Below are 24,864 nucleotides of genomic sequence, written 5' to 3'. Positions count from 1 at the left end.
TAGGGGGCGAACTGTTTAGTTGACGGGATCTTAAGCCCCACGGGCAGGTACGTTCTACCCCGGCTACCGTTATAATAAAACTATATAAAAATTGGTCAACCAGAAATATCTGGCTGACCTAATAATACGAACGGGGCAGGTTAGTTGCATTATTACAAAGTTTACTCGCACAGTGAATGACGTTTGCTGTCACAATGAGACTTTATGGATATGTGTAGTACTGTCTCTCGGTTTATTCGTACTGTGTACTTAAAGTTTGTAACTTTTTGAATAAAACTCACCTATAAAAGCCAGATTATAAAAATGATAAATTCGACTGATACAAATGAGGTTCCTTTATGAACCAAGTTGGTGTTAATGAAAAGGATAAAGTATCTCCATTGTATGTATTTTTTTTAGTGCATTCTATGCAAACAGGATTAGGCGTGTTGAATTTTCAAAGAGATTTAGCAAAGGCGACGGGAAGGGATGGATGGATCTCCATACTTCTAGCCGGACTGATGGTTCAGATATTCATTTGGCTTATATATAAGATTTTTAGTATTGTTCCTGGTGATATCATTTCTGCTAATAATTATGCATTGGGTAAATGGATAGGGAATTTTTTCAGTCTCTTATTCATTATTTATTTTTTTGTCCTTGGAATGACGATCATTATCGGCTATATAAATGTTGTTCATATTTGGATGTTTGAGGAGGTACCTTCTTGGGCGTTAGCTTTGGTTTTCCTGATCCTGATTTATTATATTCACACGGGAGGGTTCCGAACCGTTACTGGTATCGCCTTTTTAACTGTTATCGTTTCATACTGGCTTTTAATTGTACCTATATATGGGTTTAAATACGCTGATTTCACCAGTCTTTTTCCTGTTTTCAATCATACTTTAATCGAAATAATGAAAGGTACTAGAAGCGTTTCGTTAGCAATGCTTGGTTTTGAAATGCTCCTGATGTTTTATCCATTCATCAAGAATGCTGAAACATCAAAAAAGTATGCTCACGGAGGAGCCTTAGCCACTACGTTATTGCTCCTATTAATTTATTTTGTTTCAACAGTCTTTTATTCACAGAAACAGTTGGTCATTTCCCTATGGCCAACACTCACAATGACCAGCGTCATTGAATTACCCTTTATTCAACGTTTCGAATACATAACTGTTTCTTGGTGGGCCATTGTTATCATACCCAATATGGTCATTCCTTTGTGGGCTGCCAGCAGGGGTGTCAAACGCTTATTCAATGTCCAACAAAAGTATCCCTTATGGGTAATGTCTATAATCATACTACTTATCAGTATATTTTTTTTCGATGTCGATTCCTTATATATATTAGATAAAATAATCAATCCATACTGCGTGTGTTTCATTGTTTTATACTTGCCTCTTCTTTTGGTTTTCATAAGTATAAAAAAATGGAGGAAACTTTTATGACAAAGTTACATTTATATAAAAAGCAGAATAAAATGTAAGATATTACTTTGATTATTCTTTTAGTTGATGCTATGACACAGAATTTCTATCTCACAGTTTGTGTCAACTCTGTGATAAGTTTTATAGAACCTAACGGGTCCTTTACTTCAATAAGGGAGGTTGCTGCGGCAGCCTTTTTCTTATGGCACTAAACCAGCTAATAGTTAGTCAACATTTTTCAATGAAAACTTAAAATATTTCATGCTATACTAAATTTGTGCATGCCAAATAACCTTCCAATGAACCGTATTTGGAAAGTTTTGTGCTATTTAGTTATACTTTTAAACTAGGTTAGATCTTGGAAAGTCGAGTTATTTTGTAATAGTGCATAAATCCATTGTAGAAGCTTATTAGCACATGCTATCACAGCTACTTTAAAGGGCTTTCCTTCTTCACGTTTCTTATCATAGAACTCTCGTAATCTCTTGTTCCGAGGGATGATTTCATCTGTCGTTTTCTTCTTGCGACAATCACGAATGGCACAACGAACGGCCATATATAAGGCATGTCGTAGTCTGCCAGAACCTCTTTTGGTAATTCGATTTACTGAGCCTTTAAATTTACCTGATTCAAAGATACTTGGATCAATTCCGGCAAATGCCACTAGTTTTTTAGGGTGATTAAACCGATCAATCTCACCAATTTCAGAAATAATCGTTGTAGCGATTTTTTCACCGATACCAGGGATGGATTGGATAATCTTATATTCTTCAATTTCTTTTGCCAAAGCATTTATCTCTTCTTCAAATTTGGATAGGTGCTTTTGGTATTCTAGAAGCATTTTTATATACATCTCTAGGCTTAAAATGTGACTCTGATATAAAGTTCTCTGAAAAGGATTTCGAGCTGAGGCAGCCATAAGTTTCTCTGCCTGTGTATTCGCCCACTTTCTAGAACGACTTGGACAAAGCTCATTAATCCTATTTGCTACAGTTTCTTCACCGACTGCTAATATGTCTTCAGAAGTAGGGAATTCTAATAGAGTAAGCAAAGAAACAACCGAATACAAATCTCCAAAAACCCCTCTATATTCAGGAAATACTTGATCAAGAACAGCCTGAAACTGTAGTTTTGTTTGTACATAGATACCTGTTATATTTGCATGTTGTCTTGAAAGATTACGAAGATTTAAGAGTTGTATCCCTCGTTTTTTATAAGGCTCTAAATCCTCTTTATAGTACAGCTCGCAGAGGTGACGTGCATCGATTAAATCTGTCTTTACTTTCCGTAAACTAGAGCTCTTCGCACGATAAGAAATGAGTGGGTTAACGATAATTAATAAGTAACCTCTCTCCTCAAAATACTGCACAATGGGCGTATGATAATGCCCAGTAGACTCTAAAACGACCGGAGGTCGAATTCCTGTTGCGTTTTCTATCTCTCTAAGATATTGGTGTAAGCTCTCTAGTCCTTCAATGGTATGTGCTACTTTAAAACTTCTTTTATAAGGCTTCTTTTTATCCAAGAACGCTTGAACCTGACTTTCACCTTTCGCTATATCCAGACCAACCACTGGATTCATTTTTTATCTCCTCCAAAAACATATTATTGCCGGTAACCCCTAATCCTTCTTGCAGTATCATAGCTTCGCTTGTTATACGAGATCTTTGTCCCAACCAGCCTAATCATGTTTCTACAAGTAGGGGGCGAACTGTTTAGTTGACGGGGTCCAAGCCCCACGGGCAGGAACGTTCTACCCCGGCTACCGTTATCATATATCGATATAAAAATTGTTCAACCAGAAATAACTGGCTGACCTTTATAATACGAACGGGGCAGGATAGTTCAAGAAGCAGAGTGTATGCGTACAGTTCGCTAAAGTTTTGTTTATCATGAATACCATTCAATTGTTAAAGCCAGATTATTAATATGATGAAAAATATAAAACGACTTCCTATCCTAATAAAAGTTTTTTCAATTTACATATTTGTATTTCTCTTTATTTTCAGTGGTTTGTTTCTCTTTGAAAAATATGGACTTTAACATTAAGTGGAACACCACAGTTTCGTTTCGTTCACACCAGATAAAAACAAAAACTGAGGTGGAGTTTAATGTATGATACATGGATTTATAGTCATTTCATAAATACAGGGTTCTTCCCTGTTTTAGTGCTTTGTGTAGCGATAATAATATCAGCTATCTTTATTCATTTTGCAACTAAAAATAATATAAAAATCTAAATCATTTTTTAGGAGTTTTTCCTGATGAGAATATTCACAATTTGTATGTTTATCATTATTACTGGAATTCTTTTTACCACTATGTGGTTATACCTTTAACCTTAAAATAACAATATCTCTTACTAGCACTTTAATCCCTCCATGTACTTTTATTTTAAAAGTTGTTTATATGATAAATTAGGTAATACACTATATTATTCAATGCTAGCCATTTACTTTCCTTTCTACTGGTATTCTTTCATGCAAGGTTCGGGTAGTATTTTTCGGGAAGACCACCACGAAAAATCTCCACCCTTTTCCCCCTGCATTCCTCACGCCACAGTTTTGAAAAGTAAACTTACAAATAACGGAAAAAAGTCTGACGATAGACCGCAGCCGGACTAATTGTGAGGTATTTCCTAGGTAGGGTGTCGTTGAGGTGGACTAATGTTCGGTAAAAAAGTAATTACCTTACTATTCAATACAGGGATATGGTGGTATAGTAATATAGTCGTAGATATATAAAACTGCAACTAAAGGAGAACGAGTCAAGATGAGTAAGGAAAAGAAAATCAAGGTAAAGAAGCCATTTTATAAGAAGTGGTGGGTATGGGTTATTGCCATTATCGTTATTGTTAACATAGCAAGTGGTGGAGATGAAGAAGAGTCCACTACTGAAACTAAGGCAGACACTAAGGCTACTGAAACTAAGGCCAAGCCGGAAGAGAAAAAAGAAGCTAAGAAAGAAGCTCCTAAACAGCACCAAGTTGGTGACGTTGTAAAGGTAGGCAAACTTGAATATACAGTAAAAGGCGTGGAAGAAACGCAAAAGATCAGTAACGTTCTTGGAGACAAAACAACTTCAGGTAAATTCGTAATCGTTGAAATGGCAATTAAGAACCTTGATAAAAAGGAACGTATGGCTGATTCAAACATGTTCAAAGTAAAAGCTGACGGTGCTGAATACGGTGCTGATGCTGAACTGGACATGTACGTGAATGAAGGGGGAATCGGGTTCTTCCTAGAATCTATTAACCCTAATATCTCTAAAACTGGTAAGGTAGTATTCGAACTTCCTGCTGAAGCTAAAGCATACAACATCGAAGTATCTAGTGGAGCAGGTTGGTCCGGTGGAGAATACGAGCAAATTAAATTGAAGTAACACCCAGGGAGGCTCCGGCCTTCCTATTTTTTTACATATTTAGTTATCCATAATGAGGGGATTTTCCAGAGTGTATTATGAAGACTTGTTATTTTCATATTTCATCATTGGGATAGTGATGGTGATAGGCACAGTTTGGTTTATAAAAGAGGACCTACGTGCAAAGAAGCGTAGGAAAGAGTGGGAGCAAAAACTTAGAAACTCAGGCATATATGAAGTAGACCAGATGAAGGGCTCAGAATTTGAAGTGTTCCTGAAATTCCTATTAGAGTCCCACGGGTACCAGGCACGGGTAACAAAAACCTCCGGTGATTTCGGTGCGGACCTGGTACTGAACACGCCAGGGAAGACTATAGTAGTCCAAGCGAAACGCTATAGTAAAAAGGTGGGCCTGAAGGCCGTCCAAGAAGTTGTATCAGCAAAGAGCTATTACAGGGGTCCCACCAACATTTTGACGTAAAACCCACGCTAATACATTTTTTGGTAGAAAAATAGGTGTTTTAGTAGAATTATTTAAGGAGTTGTATAGGCCTATGAAAACAAACGACGTGGCCCTTTTTTATCAAAATCTAGGAATTGACAGGAGTAATCCACCAGAGTATCTACTGAAAAAAATGAATGATTGGCCAAAATTTGAATCATTCTGTTGTACTAAGACTGAAGTAGAAAAATTGGTTAATCCTCAACAAATCTTTAGTACATTTCACTCTAAATACTCAGAGTATTCAGTTATAGAAGCTTTTGAAACGTCTAATCAACCTGAGCGCTGTAGTATGTTTCTAGAGAATCCCGAGTACTTTTTTAAATATATGACAAGTACTCCAGAGCAACGTAGAGAGATGAATGGGTGTGGTCTAGGATCCAATACAATTACCCTCAAGGAATATAAAGAGAAATTTTATATTCTTGACGGGAACCATCGTGTGCTATTTGCAAAGGTCGCTGATATTCCACTTGTTTATGCTGAAGTAACAGTCTATACCCCTGATCCTAAAAGAACTAATTTGTTTAGAAGAGCAAAAGAAATGGGAATAATTTTAGATGATTATGTGTTAGATTCTGAATCTGCTGCGGCATACTTTGCAGATGAATTGGACGATAATTCATATTGTAAACCATTTAAAACGTTTGAAAACTTACAGGAGGTAGAAGTTTTTCTGCTAGAGGAACAAAAGATGCTAGCAAGGGTTCAAGTGAATGAATCTAGTGAGTCCAAATTTAGACGAATAATTAATTGGATTTTCTCCAGATAGATGACCTCCTAATGTTTTCATTTTGAATTAAAACAAAAACATTACTTCAGAGCGAAAGGGACCCACATGGGTAATGTTGTGACCCCTAATTGCCATTATCAAGGGTTTTTGCCTTAGCGTGGGAAATGTGATAAATAGTTGGCGCTACCCCTATATGGAGATATATCCTGCGGATTTCTTAATGAACTAACGGGGCAGGTTAGTTGAACAAGGGTAATTCATAATATGTATAGAATATGTAGAAGCAAGAGGGTTTTGGCCTAGAGAAGATTGTCCATCCCTTAATGCTCCCTTCGGTCGGCTTACCATTGACAATCGCCAGATGTGGCAGCACTCCTTTTTATGAGGACTATGGCCACATTTATAAAAACTGAAAAACACCGTCGATTATTCAAACGGTGTTAAAAATAATCAACTAATTGTGTTCGAATAAACCTTTCTTTCAACTAAACGATAAACCAAATAACCTAACACGTTAAATAAAGCAAATACAATTATCCAACCAAAGTGTATTCGTTTATGATGATACGTATTGATCGTTGCCCAAATCGTAAACAAGGCTGCATATACCGCAACACCTACAAATAAAACTAAAGTCATAAATGAACCAATATGTCTTGTTTTCATATCAACATACCATTCAGCATCACCGTTCCCATATGGAGAAAAATCAACAAGCAACCATTCGGGAGCCCACACTTTTCTTTCATATTGGTAGTTTGGTTTTGCCTTTTCTACATATTCGAATATAGATGTAACGTTTTCAGCTTCTCTCTCTACGTCTCTAACATTATAGATTTCAACTTTCGAAATTTGATCTGTTTCTTGCACTAAGGCTTCTATCTCCCTTTTCATATCTTCAGTAATCGCTTCTTTGTTTTCTAAAATATCGAATATATTTGTAGCGACAATAGAGTTTTCATTGGCATTTTTTTCTTCTGTTGTCCATATAAATCCAAATACAGTTGAAGCAGTAACAAGGAATATTACGGCTAAGTAAAGCACCCATTTTGCAAATACTTTTTGCGCTTTAAACAATTGACCGACAACAGAACGCATCTCATCTTCTCCGCCGAAACGCTCGATGGCAATATCAATAGCTTCTTGCTCTGATTTTCCCTCTTTTTTTAATTCTTGAACAGCTTCTAACAAATGACTTTTCATTTCAGCTTTTAACTCTTGGATTTCTTTTTCATTACCTCTTACACTGTAATAAACCGAATCTACAAATGCTTCAATTTGATTCATTTTTTTCTTCCCCCATCTAAAAACGAATCAATCACATCTCTAACAAACTCCCATTCCAAACGCTTTTCTTCAAATCCTTCTTCCCCCATTGATGTAAGTTTGTAATATTTCCTTCTTCCTCCTGGTCCTTGCTCATCCCCCCAGTAAGAAGAAATCCATTCATTCTTTTCTAATCTCTTTAAAGACAGATAAAGCGTACCTTCTTTTAATTCAAATTGATCATCACTTTTTGCTCGAACAATTTTGGCTAATTCATAGCCGTACATATCCCTCCTATGTAAAAGTGACAGGATGAGTGTGTCTATATGACCTTTTAACACTTCTTTATTAACTTCCAAATTCTCCACCACCTGGAAATAATATATTTTATATTACCACATAATGCAAGGTATTAATTTAAAAATTATTTCTGATTTTCAATAAGCTAGTAGGTTATTGCGGAACTGCTGTAAAAAGCTAATATAATATACATATTCCCTAGATTGTTAGGGTTTCAAATTGGAAAAACAATTATTAACTATGGCTCAAGTTGCAAGAGTGTAGGTTCATTTGAAGGAAATGAGGTGCTATCATAAAGAAAATTCTTAGTTTATTATTATTGTTTGTATTGTTTATTGGTGTAGTTGCTTGTAACAAGGATGTGGCCAAAGAAGGCGTAGCGAAAGAGGCTGATATAGAAAAATTCGTTAAAGATGATGATAGAACAATTGATTATAAATACACTATAAAATTTAAGCTTTATGACGAGGATTCATCTAAAGTTTATGATAAAGAAGGAGAGCTAACTATCTCCACAAAAGATAATGTATTAAAAATCACTCGTGATTGGAGTAGAGGGGTGAAAATTGACGGTTTAGATGGTGGACTTTAATAAGAGCTTAATGAACTAACGGGTGCTTTACTTCAATAAGATTTGATTAATAATCTTCATCGGGCGCTTTTCTGTAACAAGGAAAGTGCCTTTCTTTATGTAAAGGGCCATTTAATGGAATAAGGCTTAATAAACGGGCAGTAAAGTTAAAAAAGTATTATTAATATCCCATTAATTAAAAGGTAAATTATGGTAATATAGACAAAGGTACTTAGACTTAATTATCCAAGGAGAGGAAAATACGTAGTCAAATTACATTTGCATGATTAAACTACGTAGTCAAAGTTACATTTATCTAGCAAGTCTGGCCCTATTAATAACTGGAAGTTCCCTGCTATACACATCGCCAACCTCAATAGTAAAAGTAGTGCCCACTCAAAATGTATCTAGTTCGTTACAAACAAGCACTCAACGAGATCATAATTCCGTCAAGCAAGCAATGCGGGATACATTGCAACTTGGATTCCCGGGGATACTTGCTAAAACTTCTGAGGATGGAAAAACGTGGGGTTATGCCGCTGGGGTAGCGAATCTGAGCACCAAGAAACCAATGAAAACAGATTTTCGCTTTCGCATTGGCAGCGTGACGAAGACGTTCTCCGCAACGGTTGTACTTCAATTAGCTGGAGAGAACCGCTTGAATCTAGACGACTCCATCGAAAAATGGTTGCCTGGTGTCATTCAAGGAAACGGATATAATGGTAAACAGATTACCATCCGGCAGATATTGAACCATACAAGTGGTATCGCTGAATACTCAAGGTCAAAAGACGCTGATTTTATGGATACAAAAAAATCGTATACGGCTGAAGAACTAGTGAAGATGGGGATTTCTCTGCCCCCAGACTTTGCCCCAGGAAAGGGCTGGTCTTATTCAAACACAGGATACGTATTACTGGGTATTCTTATTGAAAAAGTAACCGGAAACAGCTACGCGGAAGAGATTGAAAATCGGATTATTGAACCGCTTGAATTGTCGGATACATTCCTACCTGGCAATTCAAGCGTTATTCCAGGCACCAATCATGCTCGGGGATATTCCCAACCAGACGAAGCAAGTGAGATAAAAGACGTTACTTATTATAACCCAAGTGCAGGTAGCTCGGCTGGAGATATGATTTCTACTGCTGACGACTTAAATAAATTCTTCTCTTCCTTGCTCGGTGGCAAATTACTGAAGGAACATCAACTAAAACAAATGCTTACTACAGTTCCTACAGGAAGAGCAGGAATTGATGGATATGGTCTTGGAATCTTTGAAACTAAGCTTCCAAACGGTGTCTCGATATGGGGACACACAGGAGGCATTCTAGGGTTTTCTACTATTGCTGGAGGTACACTTGGAGGCAAGCATACGTTGGTCGTCAGTTTGAACAGTTTGGGTAGAGATAACAGTCCTAATCCTTTTAAAAATATTTTACTTGCTGAATTTAGCAAGTAGGCAAAAAGGAAACACGGAAAAAACGGAAAAATTTTGTCATAGTTTTTATAGTTAAAAATATACCTCTCTGGTTCAAAAGCCCCAACTTACTTTTAAAAACAGTTAGCTATTAAGCAAGAAAAAGTAAAAAAACCTAGGATCTGTAGCTTTGTAAAAAAGTTTGATTATTTATAATAAAGATTGATAATTTGTAATAAAGTTCGATCAAAATCATCTCTCCTCTATAGATTTCTTATAGGTGAGATGATTTTTTTTATTGGATATTTATGTTGATATCACTATAAAGATTGTGAAGAAATGTACTTAAACTAAAGGGGCAGGATAGTTCCATAAAGACATTGGATTTTTATGGTAAAATAAATCGAGGGGATGGTTATTTGAGTACAGAAAAAAGAGGTTCGAAAAATAGACAGGCTATTTTTTGGGCTATAATCACTATTGTTTTATTTGTAATTTGGCTTTTAACAAAATAATTTTTATTCAACTAAAGGTGTGTTAGCTGAAGATCAGAGCTGTCTTTAAGGCAGCTTTTTCGTGCGCCCGGCATGGGTGCAATCTATAGGGTGTGAGTCCCGAACCATGAAGGCAGTAGTAATGGTTAGCTTAATGCAAGGGTGTCCACGGTGACGTGGAATCTGAAGGAAGCAAGCGGCAAACCTCCGGTCTGAGGAACACGAACTTCATATAAGGCTAGGTATCATTGGATGAGTTTGCGAAACAAAACAAAGTCCTTACTGCCGAAGGTGGTACAGAGTAAATGAAGCAGATAGATGGAGGGAAAGATTGCACTCTTACTCGGGGAGGTCTGATGACAGCCAAGTACACTTGGTAACCTGTCCAGTGATGGACAGCTGAATCATCAGAAGTCAGCAGAGGTCATAGTACTTGTCTACTCGAGAAGATAAGGAAGGACCGAACAGATTAAGGAGGATGAATACTAGGCGTTCGTTATCTGCGAAGAAGCAAACAATTCCTAACGGAACTTATTTGAAGGAAGAAGTGGTGAATACACGGGGAACTTCAAAAGGGTGGAGCAGATAAAGGCACAAATAGACCATTTATCCACGTAGAAAGGATATCAACGATGTTAATGGAACAGATACTAGAGAGGGAAAACTTAATACAGGCATTGAAGCGTGTAGAAAGAAATAAGGGAAGCCATGGTGTAGATGGAATGCCGGTTCAAAACCTGAGACCGCACCTCGCAACTGAATGGTACAACATGAAAACTGCCCTTTTACAGGGTTCCTATCAACCGCAGCCCGTCCGTCGTATCGAAATCCCGAAACCAAACGGCGGAGTTCGGCTATTGGGTATTCCAACCGTTCTAGACCGTTTCATTCAACAAGCCATTGCCCAAATATTGACCAAGATATATGACTCAACCTTTTCGGAGAATAGCTATGGATTTCGCCCTAACAAACAAGGGCACCAGGCGGTTCGAAAGGCAAAGTCCTATATAACCGAAGGTTATACATGGGTAGTGGATATGGACTTGGAGAAGTTCTTCGATAAAGTGAATCATGACAAGCTCATGGGAATGTTAGAGCGGAAAATTGAAGATAAACGAGTTCTCAAACTGATTCGTAAATTCCTTCAAGCAGGCATTATGATAGGCGGACTTTTTCATAAAAGTGAGGAGGGAACTCCGCAAGGAGGCCCGTTAAGTCCTTTATTATCTAATATAATGTTAGACGATTTAGATAAAGAACTAGAGAAACGCAATCTTCGATTCGTAAGGTATGCGGATGACAGTACTATCTTTGTGAAGACACGAAAAGCCGCCAAACGTGCAATGGGAAATATCTCAAGCTTCATTGAAAATAAACTGAAGCTAAAGGTCAACTACGAGAAGTCGAAGTATGATCGCCCTTGGAACAGAACGTTTCTCGGTTTTAGTTTCACGAAGTCAAAGAAGAACCCGAAGGTTCTACTGGCTAAACAAACGGTGAAGAGAGTAAAGAAACGAATCAGGGAAATGACCTTGAGAAAATTACCGACACCCATGAAACTCCGAATAAATAAGTTAAAGCAATACCTTAGAGGTTGGATGGGTTATTTCGCCCTCATTGATACTCCGAACGTATTGAAGAATTTAGATTCATGGATTCGAAGAAGACTCAGGATGTGCCTATGGAAGCAATGGAAATTGCCAAGAACGAGAGTGAGGAAACTCAAAGGATTAGGCGTCCCAATTGGAAAAGCATATGAATGGGGAAATAGTAGAAAGGGTTATTGGCGCATAGCGCATAGTCCTATTCTAGACAAAACCCTTAATAATGTTTATTGGCACCACCAAGGGTTAGTAAATCTATATGAACGATATACAAAACTACGTCAGACTTAAACTGAACCGCCGTATACCGAACGGTATGTACGGTGGTGTGAGAGGTCGGAGGCTAGGCGCCTCCTCCTACTCGATTTTATTCAACTAATATGAACGAAACTGTAAATCCACCACACCCAAACGAAATTCTTATAGGGTGTGACAATAGATCTGGATAATTCCGTGATATATAAGATGAACCATATCAAGATTATAGTTAAAAATCAGTATAGAAGATATCCAAATCGAATCTAGACATGTGATGCCGGCACAGGCCCTTGTACGTGTTATGTAAAATCATAAAAAGCCCATCTATATAAAGATGAGCCATTAAATAAAAGAGCAAAACTAATTACTTTCTCTCTTTATTTATTTTTTAACTTGGTTTTGAGGTTGCTTATGATCATTTATTTCTTTCTTTAATTGATCTGGATTTTTACCATTTGGTTTAATACCAAGTTTTTTAGCTTGGCTTTGAAGGTCTTTGCCCTTATTAATTTCTTTCTTTAATTGATTCGGATTTTTACCATCTGGTTTAATACCAAGTTTTTTAGCTTGGCTTTGAAGGTCTTTGCCCTTATTAATTTCTTTCTTTAATTGGTCCGGACTTTTACCATCTGGTTTAATACCAAGTTTTTTAGCTTGGCTTTGAAGGTCTTTGCCCTTATTAATTTCTTTCTTTAATTGATCCGGATTTTTACCATCTGGTTTAATACCAAGTTTTTTAGCCTGGCTTTGAAGGTCTTTGCAATCATTAATTTCTTTCTTTAACTGATCTACAGTTTTCCCTTCTACTTTAATGCTAAATCCTTTTGCTTGGCTCTGAAGTTTTTTGAGTTCTGAATTTTGTTTAGTAGATACTTGGTGTGAAACGGATGTTTCCACTTGCGTCTTGGAAGCTGTATTATGGATATCATTGCTTGCAGCAAACGTCGTAGAAGCTGCCCCTAGAATATTAACTCCTAATGCTCCTGCCATTACATAACCAAATAATTTTTTCTTCATATAAATTCCTCCTAAAAAGTTTGTTTTTAATTAAGTTATCTATTTATTGTTCTCGTTTTTAAATGTGTCGGCTTAACAACTAAACTGTTTCTTTTAATACGAAAGACAATTTCCCTCCTAATTACCTCTCACTATTACATATTTACATAATCACTTTGCTCCTTTCTCCCTTCATTGAAACTAGTATCCCGAAAGAAGCTTAATTTTTCCTTAAGGGTTGTTTTCATAAAAGAGACCGAGAAGAAGCTTCAAAGGAATATTATAGTCGCCCCGATAAAAAAGATAATATATTTGAAAGAGTAAATATTCAGGTGAATTAGCTAAATGAACTTGGTTTTAACCATACAGATTGCTATTTTAAGTGGATGAAACTTGGTGTTTTTGGTGGAGTTAAATAGAAAACATATTTTTTTTTTACAAATAGGTACATTGCAATCAAAAGGGTACTTATTTCGATTTCCTTTAGGAATGTAGTAAGATTGCCGATTCCAAAATCTTTCTTCCAATATGACGAGAAAGTAAGAGAGTTTTTTGAGTAATAGAGGGAGTAAGTTCTTTGTAGTTATCCTTAACGCAAAATATCCCTGCATCGGCTTCTTTATGGCTGATACAGGGGAGGGCTTCCATGAATACTATCTCACCGAAATGGAGTTTTTATTCAATCCTAATTTTGCCAGGACAAACACAAATGACCCTCGTACCAACTTTTTAGGGTTGATACAAGGGCGCCTCGGAAGCTGTACAACGCCCACCTGAATGTGTTTCTCACATTGTAACTTACCAGGACAATAAAACTACCCCTGCACCAGGCAGCTGATAACAGGGATAGACAGCATTTAGGTGTATCACTATTATCCCACCGAACGGGAGTTATTATTCAAACTGTTCAATGACTGCCAGGCAAAACGAAAATCCCTGCAAACCAACCTTGGGAAAATTAAGGCCGGTCACAGAGGCAATCTCAACTAAACATCAATGTAGGTGAAGTTTATCTCATATGTATATTCCTGAACTAAAGCATTTGCATCCAATAAACAAAAAAATAAACCCCCAGCCAACCGAATATTTTAGGCCGCCAATTGAAAAAACTTTTGGCTATTGGTTTTACAAGGCCACGAAGATGAGAATGATGCAGAATCCGTTGCATCATTCTCATCCTTCGTTTGGGTCATTTTCCTAATTAGTGCATACGATGATATTACCCATTTAAGTTCCTCCTTAAAAATAAATAAGGAGATGTTTCTATATGTCAGGTTGTGACAGCGGTTTTGGATTTGGTGGAGGTTTCGCCTTTATAGTCGTATTGTTTATACTCTTAATTATTGTTGGATGTAGTTGTTTTTAAAACGAATGTGTGCCTTAATTACGGAAATGGCGGCTTCTGTTAAAAATAGTATGAAAAAAACCGACCGTTATTGGTCGGTTTCTTCAAATTTATTTTACCCGCCAGGCTTTTCGCCACTTGGCAAAGTTTCCGGACGAAGATAGTACCATGCTCGTAAAAGTACACTTTTATAAACAAAAAAGCACGGCGCAGAGCTTCTTCCAAGTGACTGTCATTATAATCAGTATTTTGAAGGAGAATTAATAGAATCTTTCAAGCCTTCCCATGTAACTCTGTACTTCCACCAAATCCATCCTACGAAGTTCTGGTGATCTATCCAAGTGACCCTCTTCCCAACTGACCCCATCAATGTACGATTCTTTCAATTATCATACATTCGGACTGCTTAAAAAAATATTGAGGGGAAACCTTTTTGTATTTTCTTTTTAAGTAAGAAATGGGAGGTAAACGAAAAATAACCCCGATACATCTATTAACTGTACAGGGGCATATTGATGGTTGTTTCATAAAGGAATATATGCAACTCAATAACAAAAAATATGCCTCTGCTACAGAGTTAGGGCTTATTGGTACTATATATAATTTTACTAGTTATACCTCAACTAGAATTAACATCCAGTTTGTGTCAACAACTCTACAATAAGTCTTATAACTAGCAGGTGCGTTAGCGCCATAAGAAGGCCGCCAATTGGCGGCCTTTTGAATTACAATAATCATACATTCGAATTAAAGTGAAAAAGTACCCTTAATAAAGGGACAGTTTAGTTTAATTAGTTCACGATTTATTCGTACTGTGTGCAATGAAGATTCAGTTTTGTTCCGTATGTGTTAAGAAACTTTAATATAAGAAAAATTTGTACGTGTTATAATTATATTCTTCCAATCAAAAAGAGGGTTCATTTGGCTTGGTAGGCATAAGGGAAAGAGTCGAGCTGCTTGAAGGCGAAATGACGATTGATTCACAATCAGGGGCAGGCACTTTGGTGTTTATACAAATTCCCTATCATTTATAAATTTTTAGAGAATAGGCATTTAAATAGAAATTAGGAGGAAGAAGTCGTTGAAGACTAGTATCATCATTATCGATGACCATCAGCTTTTCCGTGAAGGCGTTAAGCGTATATTAGATTTTGAATCATCCTTTGATGTTGTTGCCGAAGGCGATGACGGAAGTGAGGCTATGGATCTTGTTGAAACACACAAACCAGATGTTGTTATCATGGATATCAACATGCCGAATATGAACGGGGTAGAAGCGACAAAAATGATTGTAAACCGTTACCCTGAAACGAAAGTCACCATTTTATCGATTCATGATGATGAAAACTATGTACAGCACGCATTGAAAACAGGAGCACAAGGTTACCTGTTAAAAGAAATGGACGCAGATGCGTTAATTGATGCTGTTCGTGTAGTCGCAGAAGGTGGCTCATACCTTCATCCGAAGGTGACACATAATCTAGTCAAAGGATATCGCCGTTTAGCTGCTGAAAAGGGTGCTGATCGTGATTCCGTGCATGCTGTTGAAATCAGAAGACCGATTCACCTATTGACTCGACGTGAGTGTGAAGTTCTTCAACTTTTAGCAGACGGAAAGAGCAACCGTGCCATCGGCGAAACTTTATACATCAGTGAAAAAACAGTCAAAAACCATGTGAGTAACATTCTTCAAAAAATGCATGTAAACGACCGTACACAAGCTGTTGTTCTAGCTATTAAAAACGGCTGGGTAGAAGTCAAATAAATTCAACCTATGATAAGTCCGTCTCTTCAGTTTTCACAATGTGTGCTGAAGAGACGGACTTTTTTGGTTAGATGCCGAACTCGGCATAAAACTATTCAACCATTTTTGTTTTACGTATTTATGGTAAAAGAGAAGGGCAGGTTAGCATTCCTGTAGTTCGTTATTTTTCAGCTTTGAAAAAAATAGGGCTCCTCAGTAAGATATGAGTAAGACACCACTCTAACTCAAACCCTAAGGAGGAACCCTAATATGAAGTTTAAAATGCAAGATAAACAAAATCAACTAATAGAAAGAATTTCAGATAAACACCTTGTTGTTGGAGTGGATATTGCCCAACAATTACATGTGGCTAGAGCAGTGAATTTCCGTGGAATTGTAGTCGGAGATCCACTTACATTTGAAAATAATGAAGATGGGTTTGCTAGTTTATTAAAATGGATGGATAAGCTTCAAAGATTAAATAAACTTGAGGTAGCCATCGTGGGAATGGAACCTACAGGACATTACTGGATTAATCTTGCAAAATGGCTATTTAAACAAGGAATTGAGGTAGTAACGGTAAACCCCCACTTAGTAAAAAGGAATAAAGAAAACCGTGATAATACTCAGTCGAAAAGTGATAAGAAAGATGCCCTGGTCATCGCTGATATGGTGAAGAACGGTTACTACGCCTTTGTCAGGGACACTTCAGAATCATTTGAGATACTTAGGGTCCTTATGTCTAACCGTGATGTGGTAGTTAAACGACTCGTTAGCACGATTAATCAATTAAACCGTTGGGTTGATATTGTCTTTCCCGAACTCAGGCAAGTATTTAAAGACATTACTGCTAAAGGGGCTATTGCCACACTTCGTTTATTTCCATCTCCAATGGAACTGCGTTCCCTGAAACCTGATGATGTTGTTTCAGGATGGAAATCAATAATGAAGAGGCAGCCTGGATTAAAGAAAGCTCAATTACTTCTTCAGTTAGCTAGGAAATCTGTCGGCACAAGACAAGCACTTGAAGCGTATAAATTTCATTTGGAACAATTATTAGAGGAGTATGATCTCGCAGTCTTACAACTCGAAAGAGTGGAACAAGAGGTTAAGGATGTATTAAAACAAATACCTTTTGCCAAGAAGCTGCTTGCCATAAAGGGAATTAGTGAAATTTCTTTAGCCGGAATATTAGGTGAAGCAGGAGATCTAAGTGGTTTTTCACACGGTAATTCTTTACTTCGGCACGCTGGGTTGCATCTGGCTGAAGCAAGCTCTGGAAAGTGGAAAGGCCAAATTGTCATCTCTAAGCGAGGGCGATCCAGGCTAAGGCGTTTCCTTTACTTAGCCACCATGAGCCTTGTGATGAATAACACGGAATTTCAAGCCATTCACTCCCATAATGTTAAAGTGAAAAAAATGAAGAAAATGAAATCGATTATGAAATTGGTAGGTAAGCTAGCTAGAATATTTGTTGGAATAGCACGCAGAAACGAGTCTTATTGTGCAGATAAAGTTCAACCTATAACTGAACTGGTTGCGTAGTTTTAAAGGGGGATGTCTTAATAGGGTTCTCGAAGGGAACCTTTAAAAACTGATGTTCATAGTTTTCGTTTTACTAATGTTGGCTTATTCGTAGGATTTCAAATATGTACGGAGTACCAGATTTCTTGAACAAAAGGGCACCGACCCATCAGGTTAGCATAACTGGCCTCCACCCCTTGGATAGGCATGACGAAGGAATGATAGGGCAATTGACCCGTTGAGACATGGGAGGGAAAGCCTCCAAGGGCGGCGTGGAGAATGTACATTATATGGTAAAATGTGGAGTGTTGTACAACTCCTTTATTTCACTATGCCTTCACGAAATCTTCATGTCCTGAAATCACTCCATATAACCGTGAACTTAAATTCAAGGGTGATGAAATCCTGCGAATAAGTGAGCATTCGAGAGATATTCGCATCAAACTGAGGGAGTTCAACAATTTAATTGATTTTTTTGGTAATATCGATAAAGAGATGGTGAGGAATTATGAAAAAGAATTATACGGTTTTCTTTTTACTTTTGTTTATTGTAGCTATTTCTAGTGGCATGGCACTTAAAAATCATTTCGACTATTCTATGATTATTGGAGTAGGATTAGCTACGATATTTCTTTTAGCTTCTGCCTTTTCTCTTGGGAAAAGGAACAGGGAAAATAACTCACATAATTAAATTGTTTGTTAAATTAACGCGTGCTTTACTACAATAAGGAAGGTTGCTGAGGCAGCCTTTTTCTTATGGCACTAACGGGGCAGTTTAGTGGATTAACAAATATGGGTTATTATGGTAATGTAAGGTTGTAAAGGGGGGGGCTAAATGAAGCTGGTTTTTCAAGCATTTATTGGTTCAATTGCAATTCATATAATCTATTTAGTCGGTATGATGTTAGTCGGATATATAAAAACAAGGAACTATAAACCAGATATTGCAAGTGCATGGGATAAAGTAGAAACACTTCAAAATGAAGTAGTTTTTGGTAAGGTTAATTCTCCTTTTCTTTACTTATTCACATTTGTAGGAGTAACTGTGATTTGTGGAATTATAATATTTTCATATAAAAAATTGTTCAACTTAAGGTTGCTTTAGTTAAAGATGAGGGAGTTTAAAACAAATGAACGAAAAATACAGCAAAAGATCTGCGATATTAAGCATTATAAGTGCAATAACAATGTTTACTGCTTATGAATTTGCTCCTGATAAACCTGAAGGTATGATGGTTGTTTTCCTAAAAGTATTATTTTTTAGTTCTATTATTATAGGTGTACTTAGCCTGGTTTTTAGTTATATAAGTTTTAAAAACAAAGAAGAAGGATTTCTAAAGAAGATAGCTCCTTTAATGATCTTATTTATTTTATTAGTATTTTCTTTTTCAATTATTGGGGTAGTAATAGGTTTAATGTAAATAATTTCAATATCACTTATTGTGCGAACGGGTGCTTTAGTTGAACAAGCCACTTTAAAAGCCAAATCCCTTAACGTACAGGAATTTGGCTATATTTATGTCAAAAATTGCTTAGCGTACAAAATTTCTGAAATGTTGGCTGTACCCCATCGCCATCAAGCTAAGTGCGCAAGAGATAATATAAAAGTGTGTTCTCTTTAATTTGCTATGGTAACACTAAAAATGCGCATGACAAAAAAACCATCAAATAGGTTTTTAAAAAAAATATTAGGCAGCTTTAAGTTTTTGTGACGTACAATCATACACAATACCTAAGATATCAAAGACCGTTTTCTTGTTATAACGATGACATTTCCGTCCGTTTTTCTCCAAAAGGTGAAACAGACGTAGAAAAATTTTTGATAATTCTTTGGCGTCCTTTTGTAATCCTTGATAAAACAATAAATAATAGTCTTTTATCATATAGATGGATTTATATTCACTTAACTCCTTCTTTTTCTTATCTAAAAGTAACTGACGCATTCTAAACATCGTAGATGAACAGAGTAAAATGCTAATAAGTTGCCCATACAAGTGACACTCTAAGCGTTCCCTCTTAATCTCTTTGCACTTGTCAATTTGAAAGAAAGATTTCCATGTCTTAAATAGAATTTCAATCTGCCAACGTAACGAATACAGTTCATGAATATGTTCCGTTGGAACGTCTTCTAAAGAAAGATTTGTAATATATACGTTCATTCCACTTAATCGTTTGCTTCGGTCTCTATAGGTAATGCCCTTCTTCTTTTCTTTTTTTGCTTGTTCTTTCAATCTTTTCTCTGTTTGTACCTCAGTTAGTCTATGAATAATCACTCGGGCGGGTAGTTTTTGATACAGCCCAATGTATGCTTCTGAAATTTCAAGTGTTTGACCAGGTTGTAATTGATTCATAAGCTCTTCCATGTCTAACTGAATAAAGAGAGTACCTTTCTTCACAGTCCCATTCCGAAAAAACTCTGGTTCATCATTCTTACGATATATACGAGAATTCAACTTCAAACGTGAGACATAGTAAGCACCTTCATCATTCATTTTCTGTAAGTCGTGTAAGTCGAAATACCCTAAATCCCTTATGTATAAGTCTTTCGGTTGAATGGTTAGTAGACTTGTGGAACTGAAGGTTTTATCATTTTCTCTCCCTTCTCCTACATAAACGTGAAGGAACTTCCCACTCAATAAGTCATATTCAAGCTGGATTTTAACACCTGCGGTATGGCTACTTCCGCCAGAACCTTGATAATGTGAAGCAAACTTATCTGGAAGTTGAAATGTTGTAGAATCTAGGATCCGAATACGTTTAAAAGTCGTGGAGTATGGATGAAGTATTTCTTGTGTTGAATGAATTCTTTGAGTGAGAAGATTAGCTAGAACTTGTTGAAGAAACTGTACGGCTGAACCATTAAATCGTTGATTAAGCCCTTCGGGGCTCATGAGGACACCTGTAGATGCTTCGAGACGGCTACACAATTGTGTGAGTGGTGTACTCGCGACTTGTTGACTAAGCCATACACATAAAGCAATTAATTCTTGTGCTTGATATTTACTTGTACGTTGAACAAAACCAACTTCTTTAGCTAATTGTTGTAGAGAAGATGGAGATAAGTAGTTTTGAAGTTCTTGAGAAAAGAGATTCATTTCGTCTGAAACAGAAAAACTCATAGAAAACGCCATCCTTCCTGTATATTTCTACAAAAAGAATAGCGTTTTTTTCGTTATGATGATACAAATTCACCTTAGCTTGATGGCACCCCATAGAGCACTAGATACTTTAAAGAAAGATAGCATCAGTATGTCCAAGATTTAGAGATTACTTGCAATTATCTTGAAGTTTTTGCACTAGAACCAGAATTCCAGCCTTAGCGAATAACTTTTTCAAAAAGTTGGTCGGAACCCGATTAAAAGTATAATATTCACTATTTTTTCAAAAAAAAACAAAATATGTTGAAATAAATTATAAAATAATTATTAATTCATAATAATTTTTCCGTTATATTCGTTATACAATTAAAGCAATAAAGTGAGGAGGCAAAACAAATGAAAGCGATTACAAATGATTAAATAGTAAATTACAAAGGTATAGAAGGCAGTGCTACCTATGTTGATGAATAATTTAGATTCATTCAGCAATCAAAGGAAGAGGATCTGTAAGGAGTTGAACCAAAATACACAAGAGCAAACAAAAAAGTAAAGTAAAACTTAAATCTGTGCAAGTTTTTTGTATATAGTTTTATCGGTGCTTTCATTTTTCCATATCGATAACTATTAATCAAAGAAGCTCTATTATGCTTGGTCATATTGTCTCGCAAATTCAATTGCACACTGCGCCAGTTTTGCATAGCATTTCTTCATTATAGCAACAGGTACCATTTATTCGTTTGTCGGGAATTAGGTACAGATATTAATGTATATCGTTGAAAAGAATTTTTATAAGTTACTATATCTGGAAATTAAAAATGGAGGGAATTCTTTTGAGCGAACAAAAATACACGATTGACGATGTGCCATTTAATAAATTTCATCTTCGAATTACCGGACTTACTTTTGGTTCAAACTTTTGTGATGGTTATGCTCTTGGAATCATTGCGATGGCTCTGACAGTATTTGGTCCTCAAATGGAACTAAATGCAATGTGGACGGGATTGCTCGGAAGCTCTGCGTTAATTGGTCTTTTTGTGGGATCTTTGGTACTTGGAAGGCTGTCTGACCGTATAGGCAGGCAGAAAATCTTCCTTGTTACCTATTTATTAATCACTATTGCTACCATTTTGCAATTTTTTGTTAGTGGCCCTGCAGAGCTGTTTGTTTTACGATTACTGATAGGTTTTGGGCTTGGAGGAGATTACGCAGTCGGCTCGACTTTACTCGTCGAGTTTTCACCAAAAAAGTATCGGGCCTCGCTACTCGCTTCTTTAAACGGAGTATGGACACTTGGATATGTAGTATCAAACTTTGTTGGTTATTATTTAGAACAGACGGGTTCAGACTCATGGCGTTGGATGCTTGTTAGTGCTGCTATTCCTTCTATTGTGGTGTTAATCTTGCGAATTGGAACGCCTGAATCGCCAAGATGGCTTGTCGGCATGGGACGTGTCGAAGAAGCACGCCAGATTGTAAAGAAACACATTGGCCCTAACGTTGAAATGGGAGAAACGATTACTGGTAGCCAAACGATTTTAGGGTTTCGAGGACTTTTCAGCAAAAGGCTTCGTAAGCGTATGGCTTTTGGTGGAATATTCAAATTAACTCTAGTTCTTCCGTATTATGCTATCTATACATTTCTTCCGTCCATCTTACGTACGATGGGTTTTGAACAAAACTTTTTTGCCGATACGATGCTAAATCTATTCTTACTTGTGGGGTCATTTACCGGTCTTTGGTTCCTAGCAAAATTTTCTCGTAGAGGATTTACCATTGGATCTTTTGCGATACTTACTGTCTCTTTGTTTACACTCAGCATCATAAACAATGGGTCCCAATTCTTGATGTTGACAGCCTTCTTGGTCTTTACCTTTGTTTTGGCAGCAGCTAACAATCTTACGATAGTATATCCAGCTGAGATTTTCCCAACTGAGATTCGGGGCTCAGGAATAGGTATGGTTACGGCAATTAGTCGGATTGGTGCTGTAATCGGAACATTCCTGCTGCCTGTTACTCTCAATTCTTTCGGATTAAGTACTGCAATGATTGGAATGTCGGTCGTTCTGCTAATCGGTATGATTGTGTCGATTGCTTGGGCGCCTGAGACCAAGTCTCTTTCACTGAATGAAGCTAGTAACCCTTTACTTGAAGCAGGGCACTCTTCACAGGAAACAGGTATCCCTTTACAGGAAGCAAGAAAATAACATAAGATTATTTTCCAACAATTAACAGATAAAAAACATCTCTTTAGTCCCCTTGTTTTATCTTGAAGATTGGTTTTGAAAGGAGAAGGGTTTCAATCATGACAACAAACGTTTGTTTACATCCTAAAGACATTAGAGAGGTTGCACTTGGAGATAGTACTATCTCCATTCCTGAAGTGATTGCGGTTGCTAGATATGGGGCAATCGTTTCCTTCACACAAGCTTACTGTGATAGGGTGAATAAATCTCGGAGTCTAATAGAAAAGTTTTTAGAAGAAGATCGATTAATCTATGGTGTAACAACAGGATTTGGTAGCAATATGACAAAGGTAATTTCTTCTCAGGATGCCGAAAAGCTTCAACGGAATATTGTTCGTTCGCATGCAGTTTCTGTTGGAGAACCTTTAGAAAGAGAAGTAGTAAGAGCAATTCAACTGATGATCCTTGTGAATTTAGGTCAAGGTTTTTCGGGAGTCAGATTAGAGGTATTAGAGCTTATTGCTTCACTTTTAAATCACGATATTACTCCATTTGCTCCAGGTGATGGTTCAGTGGGATATATTTCTCCTGAAGCACACATGGCCTTGGTGTTGATCGGGGAGGGGAAGGCGTGGTATAACGGCGAGCTTATTCCCGGAATGGAAACCTTAGAGAAGGCCGGATTAAAGCCTGTTACCTTGGGTTGTAAAGAAGGATTGGCACTTACAAGTGGGACGACTTCCGTCACAGCAATAGCTGTCTTGGCGTTGTACAATGCCATGAAAGCAGCGAAAACCGCCGATATTGCGGGTGCTATGTCCTTAGAAGTGCTAAAAGGGACAATAAAAGCATTTGATCCTCGTTCCCATACTGTAAAAAAACATGAGGAACAGGCAAAGACAGCTAGAAATGTGACAAGAATTCTCGAGGACAGCCAAATCATTGAGACATACAAGGAACATAGATTACAAGATGCGCTTAGTATACGATGTATTCCACAAGTTCATGGTGCTATAAAGAGAGTATTGAAGGACGCTGCGGTCACTATTGAAAATGAAATGAACTCTGCAAGTGATAATCCTATTATTTTTCCGGAAGAGGAAGATGGAATTGCGCTCATGGCCGGAAATTTCGATGGTTCATACGTCGGGATTTATGCCGATACGATGTGTATCGCTATGGCCAACTTGGCGAAAATATCCGAGAGAAGAATCGATCGCCTAGTGAATCATCATCTTAGTGAGCTTCCTAGTTTCTTAGTCGAAAACCCCGGATTAAATAGCGGCTACATGATTCCACAATATACAGCTGCGGGGCTATTGAATGAGATTAGGGTGCTCTCTCATCCTGCAACTATCGACAATGTCCCTACATGTGCTAACCAAGAAGACCTGATAAGCTTTGCCTATTTTGCTTCGAAGAAAGCGTATCAGATTTCAAAGAAACTTGAATACATCTTAGCCATTGAGCTTATGACGGCAGCACAAGCCATGGATTTTCATCAACCCTTGAAACCATCACCGGTTACGGAGAGTGTGTACCATTTACTACGGAGCCAAGTGCCAACGGTAAAAGAAGATCGTTTTTTTTATCCTGATATCGAAACGATTTATAGTCAAATTCATGAAGGAGAAATAGTCAATCTTGTCGAAATGGCGATTGGAGAAATTGAATTTTAAATCTATAAAGGAAGCCTCCTTACTCTAACTAATTAGAGTAAGGAGGCTTCCTTTTTCATCAAATATTTATTCTTCAACAATCAAGCGCAATTACGGAATGAAAATAAATGACGTTAGCATTTGGAATCCCTCATTTTGAAAAAGGGTAGTTATTATTGAAGTATTCGCTGTAGGGGTACCTTTACATGTCCATCAACCCAACAAACATAAACCACCCCAAAACGATAAAATTGACTAATTTACACAAAATCTTTGTTTTGGGGTAATTCTAAATTCTTAACTTGATGGGCAAGGGGTCCTACCAGCAAAACGCGGAAAACATACGCTAAGGAAAATATTGTAGAAAACAATGGTTATTGGCTGTGAATTTATACCAAT

19 protein-coding genes are annotated in these 24,864 nt (G+C 37.1%); 14 read left to right on the top strand and 5 right to left on the bottom strand.

Features of this window, described 5'->3' with window-relative positions; translation table 11 throughout:
* Positions 1–338: 338 nt before the first annotated feature.
* Positions 339–1,430, top strand: coding sequence for a GerAB/ArcD/ProY family transporter (locus ABIE66_RS28625; protein ID WP_370017222.1), 1,092 nt, complete (start codon positions 339–341; stop codon positions 1,428–1,430).
* A gap of 325 nt (positions 1,431–1,755) precedes the next feature.
* On the opposite strand, the gene ABIE66_RS28620 is transcribed toward ABIE66_RS28625, so the two are convergent.
* Complete coding sequence (locus ABIE66_RS28620) at positions 1,756–2,991, bottom strand: IS110 family RNA-guided transposase (protein ID WP_370016450.1); 1,236 nt, start codon at positions 2,989–2,991, stop codon at positions 1,756–1,758.
* Positions 2,992–4,181: 1,190 nt separating this feature from the next.
* Between ABIE66_RS28620 and ABIE66_RS28615 the strand changes: the two genes are divergently transcribed.
* From ABIE66_RS28615 to ABIE66_RS28605, 3 genes are all read left to right on the top strand, one after another.
* On the top strand, positions 4,182–4,790 hold the full coding sequence (locus ABIE66_RS28615; protein ID WP_370017221.1) for a DUF4352 domain-containing protein: 609 nt from the start codon (positions 4,182–4,184) through the stop codon (positions 4,788–4,790).
* A 70-nt stretch (positions 4,791–4,860) separates the two neighbouring features.
* Positions 4,861–5,250: a restriction endonuclease gene (locus ABIE66_RS28610; RefSeq protein ID WP_370017220.1), complete on the top strand. Its 390-nt coding sequence runs from the start codon at positions 4,861–4,863 to the stop codon at positions 5,248–5,250.
* Positions 5,251–5,323: 73 nt separating this feature from the next.
* Positions 5,324–6,043: a hypothetical protein gene (locus ABIE66_RS28605; protein ID WP_370017219.1), complete on the top strand. Its 720-nt coding sequence runs from the start codon at positions 5,324–5,326 to the stop codon at positions 6,041–6,043.
* 411 nt (positions 6,044–6,454) lie between these two features.
* Here ABIE66_RS28605 and ABIE66_RS28600 read toward each other — a convergent pair whose 3' ends face one another.
* Both ABIE66_RS28600 and ABIE66_RS28595 read right to left on the bottom strand, forming a co-directional pair.
* Positions 6,455–7,291, bottom strand: a complete 837-nt coding sequence (locus ABIE66_RS28600) for a permease prefix domain 1-containing protein (protein WP_370017218.1) — start codon at positions 7,289–7,291, stop codon at positions 6,455–6,457.
* Positions 7,288–7,629: a PadR family transcriptional regulator gene (locus ABIE66_RS28595; RefSeq protein ID WP_370017217.1), complete on the bottom strand. Its 342-nt coding sequence runs from the start codon at positions 7,627–7,629 to the stop codon at positions 7,288–7,290. The genes ABIE66_RS28600 and ABIE66_RS28595 overlap by 4 nt, the downstream gene beginning before the upstream one ends.
* Before the next feature lie 269 nt (positions 7,630–7,898).
* On the opposite strand from ABIE66_RS28595, the gene ABIE66_RS28590 reads away from it, so the two are divergent.
* The 3 genes from ABIE66_RS28590 to ltrA all read left to right on the top strand — a co-directional run bounded on the left by ABIE66_RS28590 (position 7,899) and on the right by ltrA (position 11,950).
* Positions 7,899–8,162 carry a hypothetical protein gene (locus ABIE66_RS28590; RefSeq protein WP_370017216.1) on the top strand — a complete coding sequence of 88 codons (264 nt, stop codon included), beginning with the start codon at positions 7,899–7,901 and terminating at the stop codon, positions 8,160–8,162.
* A 265-nt stretch (positions 8,163–8,427) separates the two neighbouring features.
* Complete coding sequence (locus ABIE66_RS28585; RefSeq protein ID WP_370017292.1) at positions 8,428–9,603, top strand: serine hydrolase domain-containing protein; 1,176 nt, start codon at positions 8,428–8,430, stop codon at positions 9,601–9,603.
* A 1,084-nt stretch (positions 9,604–10,687) separates the two neighbouring features.
* On the top strand, positions 10,688–11,950 hold the full coding sequence (gene ltrA, locus ABIE66_RS28580) for a group II intron reverse transcriptase/maturase (protein WP_370017215.1): 1,263 nt from the start codon (positions 10,688–10,690) through the stop codon (positions 11,948–11,950).
* A 348-nt stretch (positions 11,951–12,298) separates the two neighbouring features.
* Here ltrA and ABIE66_RS28575 read toward each other — a convergent pair whose 3' ends face one another.
* Complete coding sequence (locus tag ABIE66_RS28575; RefSeq protein ID WP_370017214.1) at positions 12,299–12,934, bottom strand: hypothetical protein; 636 nt, start codon at positions 12,932–12,934, stop codon at positions 12,299–12,301.
* Between the two features lie 1,246 nt (positions 12,935–14,180).
* On the opposite strand from ABIE66_RS28575, the gene ABIE66_RS28570 reads away from it, so the two are divergent.
* The 5 genes from ABIE66_RS28570 to ABIE66_RS28550 all read left to right on the top strand — a co-directional run bounded on the left by ABIE66_RS28570 (position 14,181) and on the right by ABIE66_RS28550 (position 18,947).
* On the top strand, positions 14,181–14,279 hold the full coding sequence (locus tag ABIE66_RS28570) for a YjcZ family sporulation protein (RefSeq protein ID WP_370017213.1): 99 nt from the start codon (positions 14,181–14,183) through the stop codon (positions 14,277–14,279).
* Between the two features lie 1,060 nt (positions 14,280–15,339).
* The gene (locus ABIE66_RS28565) at positions 15,340–16,023 is read left to right on the top strand and encodes a response regulator (RefSeq protein ID WP_214793634.1); all 684 of its coding nucleotides are present in this window, start codon (positions 15,340–15,342) and stop codon (positions 16,021–16,023) included.
* Between the two features lie 249 nt (positions 16,024–16,272).
* Positions 16,273–17,547: an IS110 family RNA-guided transposase gene (locus tag ABIE66_RS28560; RefSeq protein WP_370017212.1), complete on the top strand. Its 1,275-nt coding sequence runs from the start codon at positions 16,273–16,275 to the stop codon at positions 17,545–17,547.
* An 814-nt stretch (positions 17,548–18,361) separates the two neighbouring features.
* The gene (locus tag ABIE66_RS28555) at positions 18,362–18,631 is read left to right on the top strand and encodes a hypothetical protein (protein WP_370017211.1); all 270 of its coding nucleotides are present in this window, start codon (positions 18,362–18,364) and stop codon (positions 18,629–18,631) included.
* Between the two features lie 25 nt (positions 18,632–18,656).
* Positions 18,657–18,947, top strand: coding sequence for a hypothetical protein (locus ABIE66_RS28550; RefSeq protein ID WP_370017210.1), 291 nt, complete (start codon positions 18,657–18,659; stop codon positions 18,945–18,947).
* A 267-nt stretch (positions 18,948–19,214) separates the two neighbouring features.
* Here ABIE66_RS28550 and ABIE66_RS28545 read toward each other — a convergent pair whose 3' ends face one another.
* The gene (locus ABIE66_RS28545; RefSeq protein ID WP_370017209.1) at positions 19,215–20,645 is read right to left on the bottom strand and encodes an IS4 family transposase; all 1,431 of its coding nucleotides are present in this window, start codon (positions 20,643–20,645) and stop codon (positions 19,215–19,217) included.
* An 809-nt stretch (positions 20,646–21,454) separates the two neighbouring features.
* Here ABIE66_RS28545 and ABIE66_RS28540 point away from each other — a divergent pair.
* Both ABIE66_RS28540 and hutH read left to right on the top strand, forming a co-directional pair.
* Complete coding sequence (locus ABIE66_RS28540) at positions 21,455–22,828, top strand: MFS transporter (RefSeq protein ID WP_370017208.1); 1,374 nt, start codon at positions 21,455–21,457, stop codon at positions 22,826–22,828.
* Positions 22,829–22,926: 98 nt separating this feature from the next.
* The gene (gene hutH / locus ABIE66_RS28535; protein ID WP_370017207.1) at positions 22,927–24,486 is read left to right on the top strand and encodes a histidine ammonia-lyase; all 1,560 of its coding nucleotides are present in this window, start codon (positions 22,927–22,929) and stop codon (positions 24,484–24,486) included.
* Positions 24,487–24,864 lie beyond the last annotated feature (378 nt).

The organism is Peribacillus sp. B2I2 (assembly GCF_041261685.1).
GTDB lineage: Bacteria > Bacillota > Bacilli > Bacillales > DSM-1321 > Peribacillus.
The sequence above is the reverse complement of the archived record's forward strand: the minus strand, read 5'-3'. Positions and strand labels throughout refer to the sequence as shown.

Excerpts from the sequence above, each read along its gene's own strand:
- ABIE66_RS28605 (WP_370017219.1), top strand. The coding sequence starts at position 5,324 with ATGAAAACAAACGACGTGGCCCTTTTTTATCAAAATCTAGGAATTGAC.
- ABIE66_RS28620 (WP_370016450.1), bottom strand. The coding sequence starts at position 2,991 with ATGAATCCAGTGGTTGGTCTGGATATAGCGAAAGGTGAAAGTCAGGTT.
- ABIE66_RS28575 (WP_370017214.1), bottom strand. The coding sequence starts at position 12,934 with ATGAAGAAAAAATTATTTGGTTATGTAATGGCAGGAGCATTAGGAGTT.
- hutH (WP_370017207.1), top strand. The coding sequence starts at position 22,927 with ATGACAACAAACGTTTGTTTACATCCTAAAGACATTAGAGAGGTTGCA.
- ABIE66_RS28555 (WP_370017211.1), top strand. The coding sequence starts at position 18,362 with ATGAAGCTGGTTTTTCAAGCATTTATTGGTTCAATTGCAATTCATATA.
- ABIE66_RS28570 (WP_370017213.1), top strand. The coding sequence starts at position 14,181 with ATGTCAGGTTGTGACAGCGGTTTTGGATTTGGTGGAGGTTTCGCCTTT.
- ABIE66_RS28615 (WP_370017221.1), top strand. The coding sequence starts at position 4,182 with ATGAGTAAGGAAAAGAAAATCAAGGTAAAGAAGCCATTTTATAAGAAG.
- ABIE66_RS28550 (WP_370017210.1), top strand. The coding sequence starts at position 18,657 with ATGAACGAAAAATACAGCAAAAGATCTGCGATATTAAGCATTATAAGT.
- ABIE66_RS28560 (WP_370017212.1), top strand. The coding sequence starts at position 16,273 with ATGAAGTTTAAAATGCAAGATAAACAAAATCAACTAATAGAAAGAATT.
- ABIE66_RS28625 (WP_370017222.1), top strand. The coding sequence starts at position 339 with ATGAACCAAGTTGGTGTTAATGAAAAGGATAAAGTATCTCCATTGTAT.
- ABIE66_RS28600 (WP_370017218.1), bottom strand. The coding sequence starts at position 7,291 with ATGAATCAAATTGAAGCATTTGTAGATTCGGTTTATTACAGTGTAAGA.
- ABIE66_RS28545 (WP_370017209.1), bottom strand. The coding sequence starts at position 20,645 with ATGAGTTTTTCTGTTTCAGACGAAATGAATCTCTTTTCTCAAGAACTT.
- ltrA (WP_370017215.1), top strand. The coding sequence starts at position 10,688 with ATGTTAATGGAACAGATACTAGAGAGGGAAAACTTAATACAGGCATTG.